At 38.0% G+C, this 23,768-nt stretch carries 13 protein-coding genes and 4 tRNA genes; all 17 read right to left on the reverse strand.

The annotated features are described in order from the left end of the window. Nucleotides 1-422: 422 nt before the first annotated feature. The 17 genes from KO524_RS00750 to hpf all read right to left on the reverse strand — a co-directional run bounded on the left by KO524_RS00750 (nucleotide 423) and on the right by hpf (nucleotide 23,755). Nucleotides 423-4,796, reverse strand: coding sequence for a T9SS type A sorting domain-containing protein (locus KO524_RS00750; RefSeq protein ID WP_219288211.1), 4,374 nt, complete (start codon nucleotides 4,794-4,796; stop codon nucleotides 423-425). A 517-nt stretch (nucleotides 4,797-5,313) separates the two neighbouring features. Continuing rightward, nucleotides 5,314-9,699 carry a T9SS type A sorting domain-containing protein gene (locus KO524_RS00755; protein WP_219288213.1) on the reverse strand — a complete coding sequence of 1,462 codons (4,386 nt, stop codon included), beginning with the start codon at nucleotides 9,697-9,699 and terminating at the stop codon, nucleotides 5,314-5,316. Between the two features lie 426 nt (nucleotides 9,700-10,125). Further along, nucleotides 10,126-10,434, reverse strand: coding sequence for a DUF3467 domain-containing protein (locus tag KO524_RS00760; RefSeq protein ID WP_219288215.1), 309 nt, complete (start codon nucleotides 10,432-10,434; stop codon nucleotides 10,126-10,128). 4 nt (nucleotides 10,435-10,438) lie between these two features. Beyond that, nucleotides 10,439-14,734 carry a DNA-directed RNA polymerase subunit beta' gene (gene rpoC, locus KO524_RS00765; RefSeq protein WP_219288217.1) on the reverse strand — a complete coding sequence of 1,432 codons (4,296 nt, stop codon included), beginning with the start codon at nucleotides 14,732-14,734 and terminating at the stop codon, nucleotides 10,439-10,441. A 74-nt stretch (nucleotides 14,735-14,808) separates the two neighbouring features. Further along, complete coding sequence (rpoB, locus tag KO524_RS00770; protein WP_219288219.1) at nucleotides 14,809-18,621, reverse strand: DNA-directed RNA polymerase subunit beta; 3,813 nt, start codon at nucleotides 18,619-18,621, stop codon at nucleotides 14,809-14,811. A 126-nt stretch (nucleotides 18,622-18,747) separates the two neighbouring features. Further along, nucleotides 18,748-19,113, reverse strand: coding sequence for a 50S ribosomal protein L7/L12 (rplL, locus tag KO524_RS00775; RefSeq protein WP_219288221.1), 366 nt, complete (start codon nucleotides 19,111-19,113; stop codon nucleotides 18,748-18,750). Between the two features lie 76 nt (nucleotides 19,114-19,189). After that, complete coding sequence (gene rplJ / locus KO524_RS00780; RefSeq protein ID WP_219288223.1) at nucleotides 19,190-19,702, reverse strand: 50S ribosomal protein L10; 513 nt, start codon at nucleotides 19,700-19,702, stop codon at nucleotides 19,190-19,192. 22 nt (nucleotides 19,703-19,724) lie between these two features. After that, a complete protein-coding gene (gene rplA, locus KO524_RS00785) occupies nucleotides 19,725-20,414 on the reverse strand; it encodes a 50S ribosomal protein L1 (RefSeq protein ID WP_219288225.1) in 690 nt (229 codons plus the stop codon). A gap of 18 nt (nucleotides 20,415-20,432) precedes the next feature. Next, nucleotides 20,433-20,870: a 50S ribosomal protein L11 gene (gene rplK, locus KO524_RS00790; protein ID WP_219288227.1), complete on the reverse strand. Its 438-nt coding sequence runs from the start codon at nucleotides 20,868-20,870 to the stop codon at nucleotides 20,433-20,435. 59 nt (nucleotides 20,871-20,929) lie between these two features. After that, nucleotides 20,930-21,481: a transcription termination/antitermination protein NusG gene (gene nusG / locus KO524_RS00795; RefSeq protein WP_219288229.1), complete on the reverse strand. Its 552-nt coding sequence runs from the start codon at nucleotides 21,479-21,481 to the stop codon at nucleotides 20,930-20,932. Between the two features lie 17 nt (nucleotides 21,482-21,498). After that, nucleotides 21,499-21,693 carry a preprotein translocase subunit SecE gene (gene secE, locus KO524_RS00800; RefSeq protein ID WP_219288231.1) on the reverse strand — a complete coding sequence of 65 codons (195 nt, stop codon included), beginning with the start codon at nucleotides 21,691-21,693 and terminating at the stop codon, nucleotides 21,499-21,501. A gap of 15 nt (nucleotides 21,694-21,708) precedes the next feature. Beyond that, nucleotides 21,709-21,779: transfer RNA gene (locus tag KO524_RS00805), tRNA-Trp, on the reverse strand. Nucleotides 21,780-21,836: 57 nt separating this feature from the next. Beyond that, complete coding sequence (tuf, locus tag KO524_RS00810) at nucleotides 21,837-23,024, reverse strand: elongation factor Tu (protein ID WP_219288233.1); 1,188 nt, start codon at nucleotides 23,022-23,024, stop codon at nucleotides 21,837-21,839. Nucleotides 23,025-23,082: 58 nt separating this feature from the next. Then, nucleotides 23,083-23,154, reverse strand: a tRNA-Thr gene (locus tag KO524_RS00815). A 23-nt stretch (nucleotides 23,155-23,177) separates the two neighbouring features. Then, nucleotides 23,178-23,258 (reverse strand) — tRNA-Tyr (locus KO524_RS00820). A gap of 28 nt (nucleotides 23,259-23,286) precedes the next feature. Beyond that, nucleotides 23,287-23,360, reverse strand: a tRNA-Thr gene (locus tag KO524_RS00825). Nucleotides 23,361-23,452: 92 nt separating this feature from the next. Further along, entirely contained in the window at nucleotides 23,453-23,755 is a 303-nt protein-coding gene (gene hpf / locus KO524_RS00830) for a ribosome hibernation-promoting factor, HPF/YfiA family (protein ID WP_219288235.1), read from the reverse strand. Nucleotides 23,756-23,768 lie beyond the last annotated feature (13 nt).

A 23,768-nucleotide genomic window follows, 5' to 3' on the forward strand; every position in this document is an offset into this window, starting at 1 on the left:
ACTAAAATAATGAATTTATATACTTTTTTAATAATAGATATTTAATAAGTAAATATATTATCTAAAAAAATAACTATAAAAAATCATTTTAGTAAAATACCAAATAATAAAATGTATTTTTAATACTAATTAACTGCTAAAAAAATAAAACGCCGTATTTCAGTCTCTATATATAGGCTGCTGTGTACAAAAATATCGTTGTTTTTCTTGAATAACTTAGGTCGCTGATATACGCATTTTAGCGGTCGAAAAGCGTAAGCTGGTAGCTAGGCAGATTCGCGAAAAACAAAAAAAAGCACCTCTAAACTTGTTTCCACAAGTCAGAGATGCTTTTATATCACATCGATTTTCAGGATTTTCACTAATTTTAATCTAAAATAAAGATTTTATCGTTAGCCCTTACTCCGTTGGAATGTGACTATTTATTTTTTGATAACCTTAATCGATTGAACCTTAGTTTTTGTATACATTTTAACGATATAAGTGGCATTTGCCAACGCACTCATATCCACATTTACTTCGCTATCTGCTGTATGCAGAACCATCAACTGTTGTCCAGTTATCGCAAATACCTCCACTTTGGTAATTACCTCGTTATAGGTGATATTTAAAACATCTTTAACCGGATTCGGATAGTAGTTCAATTGTTTCAAATCAAAGTTATTAGTTGACAACTTTATCTTAACTCTCACGGCAAAAGGCGCACTTAAGCAACCGCCATCTGAGATAACAACACCATAATAAACCATATCGTCAATTAAGACAATATCAGAAAACAGTCTATCTCTATTATCTTGTGCATTTATAGCCGATGCAAACCAAATTACATTAGGTACATTAAGTCTCAAATCACCCACTACACTACCGGAATCAAATTCTTGTATAGCTTCACCAGTTGGTTGCTGTGGGATTTCATTGATAATCACCTCCACACGTTTTCTAGGTGATTCGCATCCAGATAAGGATTGACTAGCATAATACCAGCCACTTTGTAGTTGAGCGTTGTTTAGCAAGGCTACCCCTCCTGTTTCTTGAGTGTACCATTTGACAATCATTCCGGTTGGAACATTAGCTCTTAATTGCGACACTATAGCTCCACCACAAAACTGTTGACTAACTATATTTGGCGCTACCGTATTATCGATAATATTAACACCAATACGTACTCTCGGCGATTCGCAGTCTCCTATTTTTTGAGACACATAATACAGTCCGGAAGTCAGTATTTGATTTTGCGGCAAGACTTCACTTGTATTAGCACCAGCATACCACTTTATAGTGGCACCAGGGAGTGCAATAGCTTCTAAATTGGAAACACGCATACCGGTGGTACAAAAGTTTTGGTTTTGTACTAAAGGCACAGGAACCGCAGCATATACCGATACGGATACAGCTGTCCTATCCGATTCGCATCCTTGTAAAACTTGACTTAAGTAATAAGTTCTCGTACTTAGAGGTTCATTAGAATTCATAGGCACCTCACTATTAGCAGCTGTGTACCATCTTGCCGAAGCACCTGGTAGTAGCTGTGCATTCAAATCGGAAACACGAGCTTGCCCACAAATAATCAAAGGCGTGGCAGTAGGTACAACCGGAACAGGATTGGCATTTATATTAACCGCTACACGCGCCGACTCACAAGCTGCATTACTCTGTGAAACATAATACACCCCAGTGCGCAACAACACATTAGATGTAATTAAATTGTCACCTTCATCATACCAATGCAAGGTATTTGCCGTATCGAATTGTACTTGCAAATCATTTAGATAAGTTGGCCCACAGACACTTACAGACGGTGAAACTGGTGGACTCGGCTGATTTAGAAAACTTACCCTAAAACGCTTTTTCAAAGATTCACATCCATCTACAGTTTGAGAAACATAGTAATCACCAGCGCGCAACACAGTTGTTGCAGCTAATGGGGTTCCCCCTAATGCGACATCATACCACTTAAGGTTTTCCCCAGTAGCAACCAAATCTGAAACGCTAGCCTCTCCACAGAAAGACAAACCTTCCTCAACAAGAGGTTCGGAAACTGTAAAAGTATTTACGTTAAAGACTTTAGTAACCGAACAACCACTTACCGTAGCAATAGCAGTTACCTCATTCAAACCTGTTTGCTGAGGTCTGTAATAAATTCTTCTAACATTGCCATTCGCCAAATAAGGAGTCACAGCGGCCGCATCTATATACAAACCGTCCCCAGCAGCTTCCCAATTTACGATGGTGTTTAAATTTTGAGTAAACTTAATATTAAACCTGTTTTTTGACAAGCTAATATTAGCGCCATTATAACCGAATATCACCGAATTATCTGTCGTAACCGTATGGTGGGTATTGGCACTAGCAGAGGAATTTGTTCCACTGTAATCCAGTTCTACAATTAAATTCCCTAAACCGTCCCAATTGTACGGAGTATTGAATACGATTTCTTGCCAACCACTTGCCGTATGTGTATGCGTTGCTGCGGAATAAACCGGAGTGATATTTTCTGTAATAAAACTCGCACTAGCAAAAGCAGTTAAATTGGTGGTTGCCATATTGACCTTATAATTGGTATTGTTGGCACTAGAACCCAAGGTCGCTACATTGAAAGCAATGGATTTAATCTGTCCGGCTTCCAAACCAAAATCATTCAATTCCCGAGCGGTAAACAACATTTGTACGCGCGCAGAAATTCTATAATTATTAAATGCCGATAATTCATTTGAAAAACTCGTCGGAACAGCATCCCCCACTTGCGCGGTTTTTTCAGTGGTATTATTGACTTCCAAAGCCACAATACTACTTACACAAACCGGTGCAGCATCCGTAGCCGGAACATAAGTCGGAGTTGGTGTTGGTCGTACTTTGACATCTACTATTTTTGCCACCTGACAACGCTGACCTGCGTTTTGTGAAGCTATTAAGGTGTATTGTGTACTCACTGTTGGATTAAATACCCAACCGTTTTGCGCATTCCCTGTCACTCCTGTAGCAGGTGTCCATACAAACGACTCGTAAGCCTCTCTTCCCGTAGTAATAGTAACCGCCGTAGAAGGCGTTCCTCCACACACTGATACCGCACTCGCACTCAAATTAAAAGCCGGAGCAGGTGTTACTGTAGCTACCACTTCTTGCCTTGGAGACACACAACCTTTTGAATACTTTATATTGTAAAAATAGAAGTAAAAAGACGAAGTGGTCCCACCCCATTCCGAAATAGGAACCGTGATAACACCTTCTGGATCCAAATAAGGAAAAGCCAAGTTCGAACCATCTCGCAACAACCGCACGCCTGAATACGCCTTAATCAATATCTTATAAGTACTGCCCGCCGACACATCAAACCCTAGAGGTATAACATTAGCCGCAGCAGCCCCTCCGTTTACAATGTTAATATTACCTGTAGAAAAAAGCTCTACCCCTTCTGCATTAGTAATTTTAACATCTAAAGTTCCATTTCCATCTGAATAAACATCGACACTTTCCAAAGTAACATCTTGTGCAACATTAACAACTACCCCATAGTTATTTGAAGCAGTATATCCTGCACTTGTAGCAGGAGTAATATTTCCGCCTTGCCCTTGAACAGCATTTGTTCCAATAGAAGAAACCCAATATGATTTGGTCGCTTGTAAAATTGGTGTCAATAATGAATTTTCGATTCCCAAAACACTTCCTCCAACAGCCCTGTCGTACCATTTGACAGTACCCGAAGGCACCGTAGCCGATAAAGTAGCCGTGCCTTGCCCACAAACAGGGCTGGCCGTAGTTACAATGGTTGGAAACACACATAAAGTGCTGAATTTTTTCTGTACCGTCCAAGCACTAAAACTAGTAGCTGAACACTTAGACCGTACATAAACGAAATATTCGGTTGAACCCGCTAATCCAGTAACGTTTTTTAGTAATATGGTATTGGCTACATTACCCGAAGCTGCCAAGCCTGTAGCACCACTACCAGGCAAACCACTCGTTCTTACCTCATAATCGTAGCCCATAGCAGGAACAATTTCAGCTGCCAGCCATTTGATGGTTGCCGATGTGGCCAATACAGCATCTACTGAAACCGTATTTGGAACAAAACAAGCCGGAGTTTTCACTACAGTAACCGCAAAGACATTTAAAACACCTGTAGCTGTAGAAGTTTTAGTAATCTCTACATTAGCTATTTGCTTTTGATAGTTGGCAGCAATTAAATTAATTTCGACGCTAAATAATTTCGGATTCCCCGCTGGTGTTTCAACGGTATTATTAGCTGTGCGAATCCGCCCTATACCGGCTATTACCGTTGTAGCAGTAGTCCCTTGATACCAATCCGCAACGGTCAAGCCCGTCACGGTTTGAAAACTATTGTCTGTAAAATTAATTTTTGCACTAAAAGTTACAGGAGTTGATCCTGCATTTCCAGCAGTAGTCAATAAATACATTTTTACCGCACTTTCCTGGTTGGTAAATGCCAAAGTCGAAGGCGTATTGGCTGCGGTAATTCGAAGCGAATTATTCTGATTATAAGATGCTAACAAAAAACTCAATGCCGGTATATTAGTAGCCGTGATTAATCTATCTACAGGCAATCCCACAGTAAGTGGGGTAGATGTTTCTGATAATTTAAAATCTTTACTAATAAAATTGAACTCGCCACTGTCAACTCTTTCGCTGGTTGACGACATAGCTGGTCCCACCCCATTAGCGATAACATCCGCATTAAAACCTGAGGTCACCCCCAGTTTCACATATTCTTGTGCCAGCGCCGTCCATCGGAACAGTATCAAAAATAGTGCTAAAAATAAAAGTGTAGTTTTTTTCATGAATAATGTTTTTGTGTTTATATTAAGAGTTTTAAAAATACACATTTTATCCATAAATACACATAATACGGAAATTTTAACATACAAATATAGATTATAAACAAATTTGCATGTTTTTATATATAAATTACAACACAAAATAAACGCCTTCTATGTCACAATTCAACCATATTCCGAAAACAAACGCTATATTTTTACACCAACTACTATTTGAGCCGCTTTAGACCATCTATTAACTGTTCAACAAAACTTATCCTATAAATCCCTTCCGCATAAGGTGATTAAAATTCACAACTAAGTGACTTTATATTTTTCTAATGATGTATTACCCCTCGAAAACGAGGATGCTCCCAAAGACGATTTGTCGTATTTAGGATAAAAGCAAAAAGACAACTGCTCCTTATTTTCATTAGAAGCAGCTGCCTTTTAATTATTTAGTCTCAAGTAATATTATATTTTGTCGAGCTAAAAATTGAAACAAAGTTGTTACAAATCAACCTTTATTCATCACCAAAAATTACTTTTTAAACACTTTTATCGTTTGCTGTTGACTGGCGGTATAAATTTTAATAAAATAAGGTGCCTTTTCCAAATTACTCATATCGACATCTACATTAAATGAGCTGGTATGGCTTACGAAAACGCGTTGACCTCTTACACTATATACTTCAATTTTAATAATTAAGTCCTTATAACCAATACTCAAAATATCAGATACCGGATTTGGATAATACTTCAATTGTTTTAAATCAAACGTATTCATACCTAAAGTGAGTTGAACTTTCACTTGAAAAACAGAGCTTAAACAACCGCTCTCCGAGATTACAACACCATAATAAATCGTGTTGTCAAACAGTGGATAATCGGCTTGCAGTCTATTTCTATTGTTAAGTGCATCAGGCAAGGTTCCAAACCAAACCACATTTTCTTGATCCACTACCAAGTCACCAATCAAGCTTCCTTCTTCAAATTGTTGAAAAGCATTACCCGTTGGAGGCTCTGGTATTTCATTAATTACGACTTCCACTCGTGTTCTCGGTGATTCACAACCATGTAGTGATTGACTTATGTAATACCAACCACTTTGCAACAGTACTTCATTTGACAAAGCTTCACCTCCCTCCGCTTGTAAATACCATTTTGGCAACATGCCGTTCGGTAGATTTACTCGTAATTGAGATACGGTTGTTGTTCCACAAAAAGTTTGTAGTGCAACCGTTGGTGCAATGCTGTTTTCAACTATATTGACGCCAAATCGAACTCGGCTCGATTCACAATCACCCATTTTCTGAGAAACATAATACAAGCCCGTAGTTAAAACTTGATTGACCGGCAAAGCAGCACTGCCTTCTTGACTGTTATACCAATTAACCGTGGCGCCTTCTAATGCTTCAACTTCTAAATCAGCGACACGAACTGCGGTTGTACAAAAATTTTGATTTTGAACTTGTGGCTCAGGTACTCTAGCAAAAACGGATATAGGTACCGCTATTCTTTCTGATTCGCAACCGTTCAACACTTGACTTAAATAGTAAGTATGTGTAGTCAAAAAGCTTGCGGAAGACAATTCATTAATATCTGTTTCGTTTGCATAACATTTGATGCTAGCTCCTGGTAAAGCATAAATACCTAAATCGGATACCAGAGTTCGCTCACAAAAAATCAACGGTCTGGTCATTGGAACTGCTGGAATTGCATTCACTTGAATATGTAGTGTAGCCCATTCCGATTCACAGTCCGCATTGCTTTGCGCTATATAATAAGTTCCAGAACGCAACACCATATTTGTTGTAATTAAACTACCGTTTTCGTTATACCATTTTAATTCATTTGTAGGATCGTATTCCATCATTACATCGTTAATATAGGTAGTGCCACAATAAATCCTAGGAGTCCAAGTTGGTTGTGCAGGTTGGAGTAACAAGTTGACTGTACATTTTTTAGGTATTGACTCACATCCGTCCAGATTTTGAGTAACATAATAATCACCTGCTTCCAGAATGTCATTGTCTAGAAGTGGACTTGCATCATTAATTTGTTTGTACCACCGTATATCCTCCCCATCAACCTGTAAATCGGCTACTCGAGCTACTCCACAAAAACTTTGGGTTGCTTCGACAGCGGGCTGTGGTGTAACAAAAGTATGTATATTAATAAGTTTGCTTACCACACAATTCCCAACCTTGCTATAAGTCCAAACACTATTTAAACCGACCACTTCCGGTCTGTAATACACTCTTCTCGCATTTCTGTTAGGTAAATATGGAATAGAAGCTTCTGCATCTATAAAAAGTTCTCCTTCGCGGGCATCCCATTCTACATGATAAGAATAAACTTGTTTCAGTTTGATATTAAATCGATTTTTGGATAAGGCAATATTTGCATTATTATAACCGTAAAGCACTTTATTTTCAGTGGTTACTGTATAATGTGTATCGGCACTAGAAGAGCCATTAACCCCTCTATGAGTAAGTTCTATAATTAAGTTTTGAACACCATCCCATACAAATGCTTCATGAAAATTAATTTCCTGCCAACCAGAGGCTGTATGTATATGTACCCCCCTAGAATATACTGTCCTGAAGTTATCGGTCAAGAAATGTCGGTTTTCAAACTTAGTTAGGTTAGTAGGTGCTATTTTTACGGTATAATCCGCATTCGAATCATTTACCCCCAAACTACTTACAAAAAAGGCAATAGAATTCAGAGGCCCACTGCTCAATCCCAAACTCCGCAATTCTTCCGCTGTAAATAACAACTGCACGCGGGCATTGTTTCTATAATTATTGAAAGCTGAAAGATCAGCTGAAAAATTAGTAGGTACTTGATGTCCCACTTGGATTGTATTCTCTACGGGGGTAGTCACTGTTTCGAGAGGAATAATTGAAGTCAAACAAACGGTTTCTCCATCGGTTTCTGGTATATAAGTAACATTTGGAGTCGGAATAGGTTGAATCCAAACATTTTTAAAAACAGTACATTGCTGCCCCCCAGTCTGCTTTGCAGTCAAAGTGTATATTTGATTAGTCGTTATTTCAAATAGCCAACCATCTTGAGCATTACCGCTAACACCAGTACTGGGACTCCATTCATAGGAATCAAAAACATCCATTCCTCGAACAATAGTGATGGTATCTGACAGCTCTCCAGCACAGCCAGAAATTCGATTTGCACTGAGTTCAAAGTCAGGTGCAGCATTCACCGAAACAACCACTTCTTTCCTAGGAACTACACAGCCTGTTTGGTATTTTATATTGAAAAAATACATATAAACATTGGTATTGAAACTACCGGTATCCGAACCTCGCACCGTCAACACACCAGAAGAACTCACAAGAGGAAAATAATTTTGATTCCTTATCATATCACGATATATATTTAATCCAGCACTGCTTTTAAGCAAAATCCGATAACCCGCGCCTTCAGGTACCGTAAAACCCAATGGCACCGTATTGGGCACTTGTCTTCCTGTATTGGTGATTTCAATATTTCCAGTCGAAAAGAGTTCGTTCCCATTGGAATCAACAATTTTAATATCCACCACTCCAACAGCATCCGAATACAAATCGACACTTTCCAAATTCACTTCTTGAGTACTATCAAAAATAATCCCCCAATTGGTTAAAGCAAAAGCAGCTGAATCTAAGAATGGCCGGTCCTTTCCTCCCGCTCCATGTAGCGGATTAGTACCGATTGATTGCGAAACCCAATAGGAAGTAGTTTCAGTCAAAACCGGTGTCACAAAGCTATTACCTTCTTGTAAAAAACTTCCTCCAATAGCACGATCATACCATCTTAATATCCCTTCATTAGCCGAAGCTTCAAGTGATACACTACCCGATCCACAAATAGCAGCATCTGCTACAACCACACTAGGAGTAGCGCACAAAGTTCGAAAGCCTTCTACACTGATCCAAGGGCTAAAACTCTCCGCATCGCATTTAGACCTTAGATACACATAATACAAGGTATTCGTAGTCAATTCAGAAATAGCCTTTAAAAAAACATCATTGGACAGCATACCAAAATCAACTAAACCCAAAGTACCACTACCGGGCTCACCGCTCGTACGGACTTCGTACTCATATCCTAAATCAGGTGTGCTAAAGGCTGCATCCCAATGAATTTGAAATGAATTTGCACTAATATCTCTCGCAGCAACATTATTCGGAGGAGAACAACTATCCATAGAAATAGCACTAACTGCAAATATATTTATTACTCCTGCGGCGCTAGATGTTTTAGTAATTTCTATAGACCGAATGGCTTTATTATAATTTGTGCTGTCTAAGTTTATTGCTACACTAAACATTTTAGGGTTGTCCTCAGGAGTTTCAATGTTGTTATCGGTAACACTAACCCGGCCAAACCCACTAGTCACAGTACTTCCAACTAAATTCTCAAACCAATCCACTACCTGCAGCCCGCTAATAAGCTGAGATGTATTGTCCGTAAAATAGACCTTTGCCTGAAATACAGTAGGAATATCACCAGCATTACCTGAAAGCGCTAATAAGTACAAAGTTGTAACTCTAGGGCTATCGGAGATTACTAAGGTTCCAGATTGATTAGCTGAAGCTATTCTTAAGGAATTATTTTGACTATACGGTTGTAACTGAAAACTGAGTCCCGTGATATTATTAGCCGTTATCAGCCCGTTTACAGGCAAGCCAACAGTTGCTGGCGGTGAGTTCACACTCGATTTAAAATCTAAGCTTAACAAATTAAACCGATCGTTATCTATCCTTACTGTGGTTGATCCAGAAGCCGGCCCCACCCCATTGGCAATGACGTCCGAATTAAACCCTGAAACGATTCCTAATCTCGTATATGTCTGTGCTGTCACATCATGTGAAAACAACAAAAGAAGCACAGTTAAAAAGTACATGTATTTTTTTTCCATCGACGTAATAGTTTAAAATTTTATTTTAGAGATTAAAAATAAACATTTCACCAATAACTCAAAAAAAATACAAATAATTAACAATAACAGATTAAAACATCAGAATTAATTAAAGAAACCATTTTTAATTATATTTATTAACAATAAAGTATAAATTTTAAAACGAAGGAAATAAACGAATTAGGAGATAGATTCCAATGAGTATCTACTTAATGTGAATCTAATATAGAATTTATATGAAAAACAGAAGACTTATTCACATCTATAAAGGTAAAACCACTCACATCGCGACCCAATTACGATTAAAGCTAAAACACTTAATTATTTGAACATATTCAAATAATTTAAATAAAAAAAAAGTTCTTTTTTATAAAAAAACCCCAACTGACTACTGTCAATTGGGGTTTTTTAAATGAATTATTGATTTTAAGCTTGTCCTGTCGGTCCAAAATTAAGCGGAATTGGAACTTGTTCCACCTCTTTGATTTCGCCGTTAGCAGCCTCAAATCTATGAATATTCTCTTCTAATGCTTTTAGCAATCTCTTAGCGTGTTGTGGTGTCAAGATAATTCTCGACTTCACTTTAGCTTTGGGAACGCCCGGCATTACACTAATAAAATCTACTACAAATTCCGTATTGGAATGATTGATAATCGCCAAGTTGGAATAGGTTCCTTCCGCGGTTTTTTCATCCAATTCTATATTGAATTGGCCTTGTTGTTGATTAGTATCCATGTTTTTAGAAATTTAAATCCTCAGTTTCGTTGTTCAATTCCACATCGTCCATTGAACTAACAAGGATAGATTCGTATTCTCTCATACCCGTTCCTGCAGGAATTCTATGTCCTACAATAACGTTTTCTTTTAATCCAGTCAATCTATCGATTTTACCTGCTACAGCTGCTTCGTTTAACACTTTTGTAGTCTCCTGGAAGGATGCTGCAGAAATGAACGATTTCGTCTGTAAAGAGGCTCTAGTAATACCTTGAAGAATTGGAGTAGCTGTTGCAGGCATAACATCTCTTGCAACTACTAAGTTTTTATCTTCACGTCTTAATAAAGAGTTCTCATCACGTAATTCTCTAGTAGAAATAATCTGACCTTCTTTCAAGTTTACCGATTCACCAGCGTCTTCGACCACTTTCATTCCGTATAATTTATCATTGTCTACGATAAAGTCACTAGCATGAGCCAATTGATCCTCTAAGAATAGGGTATCACCTGGATCCTGAATTCTAACTTTACGCATCATTTGACGAATTACTACCTCAAAGTGTTTGTCGTTGATTTTTACCCCTTGCAAGCGGTACACCTCTTGAATTTCGTTAACCAAATACTGTTGAACAGCAGAAGGTCCTTGAATTCTCAAGATATCATCTGGAGTAATTGCCCCATCAGAAAGTGCCATACCGGCTTTCACGAAGTCATTTTCTTGAACCAAGATTTGGTTGGAAAGTTTCACTAGGTATTTTTTAACATCACCTAATTTAGACTCCACAACAATCTCGCGGTTACCTCTTTTAATTTTTCCAAATGACACTACTCCATCAATTTCAGAAACTACAGCTGGATTCGAAGGATTACGAGCTTCTAACAACTCGGTAATTCTTGGTAAACCTCCTGTAATATCCCCTGCTTTAGAAGAGTGACGAGGAATTTTAACTAAAACTTTACCCGCTTTAATTTTTTCTCCGTTATTTACCATTAAGTGGGAACCTACTGGTAAGTTGTACGAACGAATCAATTCCCCATCATTACCGTAAATCAATAAGGTAGGAATTAATTTTTTATTTCTCGATTCCGAGATAACTTTTTCTTGGAAACCGGTTTGCTCATCGATTTCAACCATGAACGTTTGTCCTTGTTCGATATCTTCGTAAGCAATTTTTCCAGTAAACTCAGAAACAATTACCCCATTATATGGATCCCATTTACAAACAACCGTACCTTCATCAGCTACTTGGCCATCCTTAACATAAATAGTCGATCCGTAAGGAATATTATGCGTATTTAAAACGATACCTGTATTTTCGTCAACCAATTTCAACTCCGTTGAACGAGAGATTACAATATCAGCGAAATTACCATCAACATCTTCACTCTTAACCGTTCTCAAATCTTCCATGTCTAAGCGACCTTTGAATTTGGTAATGATGGTAGAAGTTTCAGAAATGTTACCCGCAGTTCCCCCAACGTGGAAAGTTCTCAAGGTTAACTGTGTACCCGGCTCACCAATAGATTGTGCAGCAACTACACCGACAGCTTCCCCTTTTTGGGTCATTCTACCAGTAGCTAAGTTACGTCCGTAACATCTTGCACAAATACCGCTTGTAGCCTCACACGTCAATGGCGAACGTACCTCTACTCTTTCGATCGGAGATGCGTTAATGATTTTCGCATGAACTTCCGTAATTTCATTTCCTGCTTCGATGATTACTTCAGAAGTCAATGGATGAACCACATCTTCTAAAACAACACGACCTAAGATTCTTTCCGCTAAGGTTTCAACAACCTCTTCGTTTTTCTTAAGTGCAGACACTTCAATTCCTCTTAAAGTACCACAGTCAACGGTATTTACAATAACGTCTTGAGCTACATCGTGAAGACGACGTGTTAAATATCCAGCATCGGCCGTTTTCAAAGCCGTATCCGCAAGACCTTTACGCGCACCGTGAGTAGAGATAAAGTATTCCAAAATCGACAAACCTTCTTTAAAGTTCGAAAGAATCGGGTTTTCAATAATCTCTCCACCACCTGCTGTAGATTTCTTAGGTTTAGCCATCAAACCACGCATACCTGTAAGCTGACGAATCTGTTCTTTAGATCCCCTTGCTCCAGAGTCAAGCATCATGTAAACCGAGTTGAACCCTTGTTTATCCTCACGGATATTTTTCATGGCTAATTCCGTTAACAAGGCGTTTGTAGATGTCCAAACATCAATAACCTGGTTGTAACGTTCGTTGTTGGTGATCAATCCCATGTTGTAGTTTACTGTAATAGCAGCTACTTGTTGGTTTGCCTCATCAATCAATTCTTGTTTGCGTTCCGGAATCATAATATCACCCAAACTGAATGATAAACCTCCTTTAAATGCAAAGTTGTATCCCATGCTCTTCATGTCATCCAAGAAGGCAGCGGTAGTAGGAACATCAGTTTGGTTTAAGATTCTACCAATAATATCTCTAAGCGATTTTTTGGTCAATACCTCATTGATGAATCCTGCTTTTTCAGGAACTACTTCGTTAAACAAAACTCTTCCTGCGGTAGTTTCGATGATTTGGTAAACCAATTCCCCTGCTGCATTAAAGTCTTTTGCACGAACTTTGATCGAAGCATTCAACGCTAATTTACCTTCGTTTTTAGCGATGTTTACTTCTTCCGCAGAGTAGAAAGTCATTCCCTCTCCTACAACGGGTTCTTCTGGAGTTGATTTACGAACTTTCGTCATGTAATATAACCCCAAAACCATATCCTGAGACGGAACCGTAATAGGAGCTCCATTCGCAGGGTTTAATATATTATGAGAAGCTAACATTAACAACTGAGATTCCAAAATTGCTTCTGGTCCTAGTGGTAAGTGGACAGCCATCTGGTCACCATCGAAATCGGCATTAAAAGCGGTACAAACCAATGGGTGAAGCTGAATTGCTTTTCCTTCGATAAGTTTAGGCTGGAATGCTTGAATTCCGAGTCTGTGAAGCGTTGGAGCACGGTTTAAAAGAACAGGATGTCCTTTAATCACGTTTTCCAAGATATCCCAAACTACTGGTTCTTTTTTGTCTATAATTTTCTTTGCAGATTTTACTGTTTTAACAATACCTCTTTCGATTAATTTACGAATCACAAAAGGTTTGTATAATTCAGCAGCCATATCTTTTGGCAATCCGCATTCGAACAATTTCAATTCCGGTCCAACAACAATTACCGAACGAGCAGAATAATCCACACGTTTACCCAATAAGTTTTGACGGAAACGACCTTGTTTTCCTTTTAAGGAATCCGAAAGTGATTTCAAAGGACGGTTGGATTCGGTTTTAACAGCAGAAGATTTTCTGGTATTGTCAAAAAGGGAATCTACCGATTCTTGAAGCATACGTTTTTCGTTACGTAAAATTACTTCAGGAGCTTTGATCTCCATTAATCGTTTTAAACGGTTGTTTCTGATGATTACACGACGGTAAAGATCATTTAAATCCGAGGTTGCAAAACGACCTCCATCTAGTGGCACTAAAGGACGAAGTTCTGGTGGAATAACAGGGATTACTTTAAGTATCATCCATTCCGGGCGGTTTTCACGAGAATTGTTCGATTCACGGAAAGCTTCCACAACTTGAAGTCTCTTTAAAGCTTCTGTTTTTCTTTGTTTAGACGTTTCCGTATTAGCAGCATGACGCAAATCATAAGATAACTGATCTAAGTCGATACGTGCCAATAAATCCATAATACATTCAGCCCCCATTTTGGCGATGAATTTATTTGGATCGTTATCGTCTAAATATTGGTTTTCCATCGGAAGGGTATCTAAGATATTTAGATATTCTTCTTCCGTAAGGAAGTCCAGTCTTTTTAATGATTCTCCCTCTGTAGTTTTAGCGATACCCGCTTGAATAACTACATATCGCTCATAATAAATGATCATATCTAATTTCTTAGACGGAAGTCCAAGGATATAACCAATTTTATTTGGAAGTGAACGGAAATACCATATATGCGCAATTGGAACAACCAAGTTAATGTGTCCAACTCTATCTCTACGTACTTTTTTCTCTGTAACTTCTACCCCACAACGGTCACAAACGATTCCTTTATAACGGATTCTTTTGTATTTACCACAAGCACATTCAAAATCTTTAACAGGACCGAAGATACGTTCACAGAAAAGACCATCACGTTCCGGTTTGTGTGTACGGTAATTTATGGTTTCAGGTTTTAAAACTTCACCCCTAGACTCTGCAAGTATAGACTCTGGAGAGGCCAGACCAATTGAGATTTTATTGAACCTTTTTACGGTATTTTTCTCTTTATTTTTATTCATGGTAAACTTACTTGTTAAAGTGTATTGTAAAAAACAAGCAGTATACAAGTACACTGCTTGTCACATTACTTAGTTTATTCTTCTAATCTGATGTCTAATCCAAGACCTTTCAATTCATGCATTAATACATTGAATGATTCTGGAAGTCCTGGTTCTGGCATAGGTTCTCCTTTAACGATTGCCTCGTAAGTTTTAGCTCTACCAATAACGTCATCCGATTTAACCGTCAATATTTCACGTAGTGTACTCGATGCACCATAAGCTTCCAAAGCCCAAACCTCCATCTCTCCAAAACGTTGACCTCCAAATTGCGCTTTACCACCTAATGGTTGTTGCGTGATTAAAGAGTATGGTCCGATAGAACGCGCGTGCATTTTATCGTCTACCATGTGTCCTAATTTTAACATATAAATTACACCCACCGTTGCTCTTTGGTCAAAACGTTCTCCCGTTCCCCCATCGTATAGATAAGTATGTCCGAATCTTGGGATTCCCGCTTCATCAGTAAATTCATTGATTTGATCCAAGTTTGCACCGTCAAAAATAGGAGTCGCAAAAGTTCTTCCCAATTTTTGTCCAGCCCATCCAAGTACTGTTTCATAAATCTGACCAATATTCATACGAGAAGGTACTCCAAGTGGATTCAATACAATATCAACCGGTGTTCCATCTTCTAAGAAAGGCATGTCTTCATCACGTACAATTTTGGCAACAATACCTTTATTACCGTGACGTCCAGCCATTTTATCTCCAACTTTTAACTTACGTTTTTTGGCGATATAAACCTTTGCTAATTTAAGGATTCCAGAAGGAAGTTCATCACCAACAGTGATCATGAATTTTTCTCTTCTCAACATTCCTTGAAGGTCGTTCAACTTGATTTTATAGTTGTGAATTAAATCTGTAATCATATTATTCGTATGATCATCAGTAGTCCACTGTCCTTTTGTCAAGTGAGCAAAATCTTCTACTGCAAACAACATTTTTTGAGTATATTTTTTACCTTTTGGCAAAATTTCTTCTCCCAAATCGTTTAACACCCCTTGAGATGTTTTACCGTTTACGATAAAAAATAATTTCTCAACTAAACGCTCTTTTAATTCGTTGAATTTTATCTCATACTTGGTTTCAAGTACCGCTAATTCATCTTTATCTTTTGAACGTTTGCGTTTGTCTTTTACTGCTCTTGCGAACAATTTTTTATCTAAAACTACACCTCGTAAAGATGGTGAAGCTTTCAAAGAAGCATCTTTTACATCACCTGCTTTGTCACCAAAGATAGCTCTTAAAAGTTTTTCCTCTGGAGTTGGATCAGACTCTCCTTTTGGAGTAATCTTACCAATCAAGATATCACCTGGTTTTACTTCTGCTCCAATTCGGATCATTCCGTTTTCATCCAAGTCTTTGGTTGCTTCTTCACTAACGTTAGGAATATCATTAGTCAACTCTTCGTTTCCTAATTTGGTATCTCTAACTTCCAGTGTATAATCATCCACGTGAATTGAGGTAAAGATATCATCGCGAACCACTTTTTCAGAGATTACGATAGCATCCTCAAAGTTGTATCCTTTCCATGGCATAAAAGCCACTTTCAAGTTACGACCTAAAGCCAATTCTCCTTTTTCAGTAGCATAACCATCACAAAGTACTTGTCCTTTACTCACGCGATCACCTTTACGAACAATCGGTTTTAAGTTGATACTTGTGCTTTGATTGGTTTTTCTGAATTTGATTAAGTTATAAGTTTTTTCGTCGCTATCGAAGCTGATCAAACGGTCTTCATCAGTACGATCGTACTTGATGATGATTTTTTGAGCATCTACGTATTCTACAACTCCATTCCCTTCAGCGTTAATCAAAACTCTCGAATCCGAGGCTACTTGACGTTCCAATCCAGTTCCAACGATAGGCGCTTGTGGTCTTAACAAAGGCACCGCTTGGCGCATCATGTTAGATCCCATCAAAGCACGGTTGGCATCATCATGTTCCAAGAAAGGAATCAACGATGCTGAAATCGAAGCAATTTGGTTTGGTGCAACGTCTGTATAATGAATTTCCTTAGGTGTTACCACTGGGAAATCTCCTTCTTCTCTTGCAATAACGCGTTCTGCAGTTACTGTACCGTCATCAGTCATCGCGATGTTTGCCTGAGCAATCATCTTCTCTTCTTCTTCTTCCGCACTTAAATAAACAGGTACAGAAACCAAATCCACTTTACCGTCAACAACCTTTCTATAAGGTGTTTCAATAAAGCCCATTCCATTTACTTTAGCATAAACAGCCAAAGACGAAATCAAACCAATGTTTGGTCCCTCTGGAGTTTCAATTGGACATAAACGACCGTAGTGCGTATAGTGAACGTCACGTACCTCAAATCCGGCTCTTTCACGAGAAAGTCCACCAGGTCCAAGGGCAGAAAGTCTACGCTTGTGAGTAATTTCGGCCAATGGATTGGTTTGATCCATGAACTGAGATAACTGGTTCGTTCCAAAGAACGAGTTGATTACCGATGATAATGTTTTCGCATTGATCAAATCGATAGGCGTAAACACCTCGTTGTCCCGTACGTTCATACGCTCACGAATAGTTCTTGCCATACGAGCCAAACCAACACCAAACTGAGCTGACAATTGTTCTCCTACTGTTCTAACACGACGGTTAGACAAGTGATCAATATCATCAATCTCCGCCTTAGAGTTAATCAATTCGATTAAGTATTTAACAATAGTGATAATATCTTCTTTTGTTAAAACTTGTTTATCGATTGGTGTATCCAAGTTTAATTTTTTGTTCATTCTATAACGACCAACTTCACCTAGATTGTAACGTTGATCGGAGAAAAACAATTTGTCAATGATACCACGAGCCGTTTCTTCATCAGGCGGTTCTGCATTTCTCAATTGACGGTAAATATGTTCTACGGCCTCTTTTTCAGAGTTCGTAGGATCCTTTTGCAAGGTATTATGTATGATGGCATAATCTGCCTGATTCGCGTCTTCTTTGTGTAAAAGAACTGTTTTAACGTTGGCGTCTATGATTTCTTCGATATTATCTTTGTCTAGCACCGTATCTCGGTCTAAGATAATTTCATTTCTCTCAATAGAAACAACCTCTCCAGTATCTTCATCAACGAAATCTTCATGCCAAGTGTTTAACACACGAGCAGCAAGTCTTCGTCCTATGTATTTTTTTAGGCCTGTTTTCGATACTTTAATTTCCTCAGCAAGGTCGAAAATCTCTAGGATGTCCTTGTCTCTTTCGAAACCTATAGCACGGAATAAAGTTGTAACAGGTAATTTTTTCTTTCTATCGATATACGCGTACATCACGCTATTGATATCGGTAGCAAACTCAATCCAAGATCCCTTAAACGGGATTACTCTAGCTGAATATAATTTTGTACCATTTGCATGGAAAGATTGACCAAAGAAAACACCAGGTGAACGGTGCAATTGAGATACTACTACACGCTCAGCTCCATTGATTACGAATGTACCGCTCGGCGTCATATAAGGTATGGTTCCTAGATACACATCTTGAACAATAGTTTCAAAATCTTCGTGTTCTGGGTCAGTACAGTACAATTTCAAACGTGCTTTTAAAGGAACGCTATACGTTAAACCTCTATCAATACATTCTTCAATTGTATAACGGGGAGGGTCTACAAAGTAATCAAGAAATTCCAATACAAACTGATTTCTAGTATCAGTAATAGGGAAATTTTCCATGAAGGTATTGTATAAACCTTCATTGCCTCTTTCTTCAGATTTGGTTTCTAACTGAAAAAAATCCTTAAAAGATTTCACTTGGATATCCAAGAAATCTGGATATGCAGGTATGTTTTTAGTCGAGGCAAAATTTAATCTTTCAGTCTGATTTGTAATCATCAATGGACAAAATTTTGATTAAAAAAAAATAATAATATTGCGTAGAAAAGTGCTTATACGCAAAATGGTTTAGGCCTTTGAGAGTGATTCTCAAGGCCTAAACCTGGTTATATCATGTTGGGTTGATTACTTAAGCTCAACAACAGCTCCAGCTTCTTCCAATGATTTTTTAAGACCTTCTGCTTCATCTTTAGAAACTCCTTCTTTGATGTTAGATGGAACTGAATCAACGATGTCTTTTGCTTCTTTAAGACCAAGACCTGTTAATTCTTTAACTGCTTTTACAACAGCTAATTTAGAAGCTCCAGCCTCTTTTAAGATAACTGTGAATTCAGTTTGCTCTTCAACTACTGCTGCGTCTCCTCCAGAAACGATTACTGCTGCTGCTGCTGGCTCAATACCGTAGTCATCTTTTAATATAGTTGCTAATTCGTTAACTTCTTTAACTGTTAGGTTAACCAATTGTTCTGCGAATTGTTTCAAATCTGCCATTTTTTCTATCTTTTAATTTGATTTGTAAAAATATAATTTATTAAGTGCGTTCTTGTATAAGAATCAAAACGAATGATTACTCAGCTGAAACTTCTTCAGCAGCAACTTCGTCTTTAAATTGATTTTGAAGAGCTGAAATAACTCTCTGTGCAGGAGACTGAAGTAATCCAATGATTTCTCCAATAACTTCTTCTCTTGACTTGATAGCCACCAAAGAATCCAATAGGTTATCCCCAATATAGATTTCTTCGTTGATATAAGCTCCTTTCAAAAGTGGTTTAGCAGATTTTTTTCTAAAATCTTTGATGATTTTTGCTGGAGCGTTTGCTACTTCAGCAATCATGATCGCACTATTCCCTTTTAACACAGAAGGTAAATCTTCGTAATTATTTACAGAAGCTTCCATTGCTTTTGCAAGCAATGTATTTTTTACAACTTCTAATTTGATACTTGCTTTATAACAAGCTCTTCGTAGATTCGAAGTAACGTCCGCATTTAGTCCAGATATATCTGCAATATATAAAATATTGGCTCCAGCTAACTGTTCAGTTAAAACTTCAATCGCGAGTGATTTTTGTTCTCTAGTCATGCTTACAATTTTTAACTACCAATTAAACTGCTTTCGGATCTAAAGCAATAGCAGGACTCATAGTACTTGATATATGAATAGACTTAATATAAGTACCTTTAGCTGCTGTTGGTTTTAATTTGATTAATGTTTGGATCAATTCCGCAGCGTTTTCAGTAAGTTTTTCTGCCTCGAAAGACACTTTACCGATAGACGCGTGAACGATACCTGTTTTGTCAACTTTAAAATCGATTTTACCAGCTTTCACTTCTTGAACTGCTTTCGCAACATCCATAGTTACCGTTCCAGTTTTAGGGTTAGGCATTAAACCTCTTGGCCCTAAAATTCTACCTAATGGTCCTAATTTACCCATAACAGCAGGCATAGTGATGATCACATCAACATCTGTCCAACCGTCTTTGATTTTTTGTAGGTAATCATCAAGTCCAACGTAATCTGCACCAGCTGCTTTAGCTTCTTCTTCCTTGTCTGGAGTAACTAATGCTAAAACGCGAACATCTTTACCAGTTCCGTGAGGTAATGTTACAACTCCACGAACCATTTGGTTTGCTTTTCTAGGATCAACTCCTAAACGAACAGAGATATCTACTGATTCATCAAACTTTGCAGAAGCGATTTCTTTTACTAATGCCGAAGCATCTTTCAAAGAGTAAGCTTTATTCTTCTCGATTTTAGAAGCTGCATCTTTTTGCTTTTTTGTTAATTTTGCCATTTCTTTTTTCTTTTACAATTAAAAAGGAGCAGTCCCTGTTACAGAAATTCCCATAGATCTTGCAGTACCCGCTATCATTGACATAGCTGATTCAACCGTAAATGCGTTTAAATCTGGCATTTTGTCTTCTGCGATAGCTTTAACTTGTTCCCAAGTAACACTAGCTACTTTTTTTCTGTTTGGTTCACCAGAACCGGATTTTGCTTTTGCAGCCTCTAATAATTGAACAGCAGCAGGTGGCGTTTTAACAACAAATTCAAAAGATTTGTCTTTATACACAGTAATTTGTACTGGTAATATCTTGCCTGGTTTATCTTGTGTTCTAGCATTAAATTGCTTACAGAACTCCATGATGTTAACTCCAGCAGCCCCCAAAGCAGGTCCAACCGGTGGCGAAGGATTCGCTGCACCTCCCTTAACTTGTAGTTTAACTACTTTACTAATTTCTTTTGCCATTTTTCAAAAAATTTAGCACATCTTCAATTGGAAGCAAAGATGCGTACAATATGTAACAATTATATTTTTTCTACTTGCATAAAACTCAACTCTAGCGGTGTTTTTCTTCCAAAAATTTTCACCATTACTTCGAGTTTACGTTTTTCTTCGTTGATGTTTTCAACTGTACCGTTGAAACCATTAAATGGTCCATCGATAACTTTTACTGTCTCACCAACGATGTACGGAATAGCACCTGTATCGACCTTAACGGACAATTCATCCACTTTTCCTAACATTCTATTTACTTCAGCAATTCTTAACGGCACTGGTTCTCCGCCTTTGGTTTCACCCAAAAAACCGATAACTCCGGTTATGGATTTAATCACGTGAGGAACCTCTCCAGTTAAATTCGCTTCAACCATAATGTAACCTGGAAAATAAACCCTTTCTTTAGTGGTTTTTTTTCCGTCGCGAATTTGAACAACTTTTTCTGTCGGAACAAGTACTTGGGAAAGGTAATCAGACATTCCTAATCTAGAAATCTCGGTTTCGATATAATTCTTAACCTTGTTTTCCTGTCCACTCACCGCACGAACCACATACCATTTTTTGACATTATTATCAGTCATATCTATTCTCTTATGATTTAATTTTTAACCCAGTTATAAAAGACACCTAACAATTCCGAGAAGGAAGAGTCAACGCCCCATGTCGCTAAAGAAAAAACTACTGTAAACACAGCTACAATAATTGTCAAGCGCTGCACTTCAGACCAAGGAGACCAAGTCACATTGGATTTCAATTCTCTGAATGCTTCAGATATGTAATTAATAACTTTCATTGTTTACTTTATTTGCACGGGTGGAGGGATTCGAACCCCCATCAACGGTTTTGGAGACCGCTATTCTACCCTTGAACTACACCCGTTTGTTAGAAAAGTCAGTAGTTAAAAACTACTGACTTTAAAAATTATTTACTAATAAATTAGTCTAGAATTTCAGTTACCTGACCAGCTCCTACTGTTCTACCACCCTCACGGATTGCAAAACGAAGACCTAAACTCAAAGCAATTGGGCTCAATAATTGAACGTCAATTGTTAAGTTATCTCCAGGCATAACCATCTCAACTCCTTCTGGCAACATGATAGTTCCAGTTACATCCGTTGTACGAACGTAGAATTGTGGACGGTAGTTATTGTGGAATGGAGTGTGACGTCCACCTTCTTCTTTTTTCAAGATATAAACTTCCGCTTTGAATTTAGCGTGTGGTTTAACTGATCCTGGCTTAACGATAACCATACCTCTACGGATATCATTTTTATCAATACCTCTCAACAATAAACCTACGTTATCTCCAGCTTCACCTCTATCAAGGATTTTACGGAACATCTCAACTCCTGTTACAGTAGAAGTCAATTTATCTGCACCCATACCAATGATTTCAACAGGATCTCCTGTATTAGCAATACCAGTTTCGATACGACCTGTAGCAACAGTTCCACGTCCTGTAATTGTAAATACATCTTCAACTGGCATCAAGAATGGTTTTTCAGTATCACGAATTGGCTCTTCGATCCATTGATCAACTTCTGCCATCAATTGTAGTACTGTATCAACCCATTTAGGCTCTCCGTTTAAAGCTCCTAAAGCAGATCCTTGAATAACTGGTCCGTTATCACCGTCATATTGGTAGAAAGACAACAAATCTCTGATTTCCATCTCTACTAACTCTAATAATTCAGCATCGTCAACCATGTCAACTTTGTTCATGAAAACAACAATTCTAGGAATACCAACCTGGCGACCTAAAAGGATGTGTTCACGAGTTTGTGGCATTGGTCCATCAGTCGAAGCAACTACAAGAATTGCACCATCCATCTGAGCAGCACCAGTAACCATGTTTTTCACATAATCCGCGTGACCTGGACAGTCAACGTGAGCATAGTGACGGTTTGCTGTAGCATACTCTACGTGAGATGTATTGATAGTAATCCCTCTTTCTTTTTCTTCCGGAGCGTTATCGATTTGATCGAAACTTCTTGCTTCAGAATAACCTGCATCAGATAATACTTTAGTAATAGCTGCAGTCAAAGTTGTTTTTCCGTGATCCACGTGTCCGATTGTACCAATGTTAAGGTGCGGCTTCGAACGATCAAAATTTTCCTTTGCCATGATTTAATAATTTAATCTTAGTTATATAATTAGTGTTCAAATTTAATAAAAAAACTTGAGCCAATGACGGGAATTGAACCCGTGACCTCTTCCTTACCAAGGAAACACTCTACCCCTGAGCTACACCGGCATACGCTTTTTACTTATTTATTGTGGGGAGAGCAGGATTCGAACCTGCGAAGGTTTCCCAACGGATTTACAGTCCGTCCTCGTTGGCCGCTTGAGTATCTCCCCTAACCCGTAAATGTCAAATATTCTATTGAGCCGATAGAGGGACTCGAACCCACGACCTGCTGATTACAAATCAGCTGCTCTAGCCAGCTGAGCTACACCGGCGGCTTCAATAAAAAAAGCCCGCTATTTCTAACGGACTGCAAATGTATATATTTTATTTGTTAAACAAAACTTTTTTTAATTTTTTTTGCCCTTTATAGATGAGATTTTATTCTTTCTTTACGTTTAAGCAACAATCGTTCTAAAGAATCCCCACACAAATCTACTGCCTCTTCAAACGTTTTGGCTACCTTCTTTACAATCAACTCATCTCCAGGAACCAAAATCTTGACATCAACACATTTGTTTTCCTTATCACTACCGTTATCCAACTTTAAAAACACATCAAAAGTAACTATCTTATCATAGTACTTCTCTAATTTGGTCAGACGTTCATTTATAAAATCCACTAACTTTCTATCGACGTTAAAATTAACTGCTTGAATGTTTACTTTCATAATTACTTGTTTT

It is taken from the genome of Flavobacterium sp. NKUCC04_CG (genome assembly GCF_019345525.1).
Taxonomy (GTDB): domain Bacteria; phylum Bacteroidota; class Bacteroidia; order Flavobacteriales; family Flavobacteriaceae; genus Flavobacterium.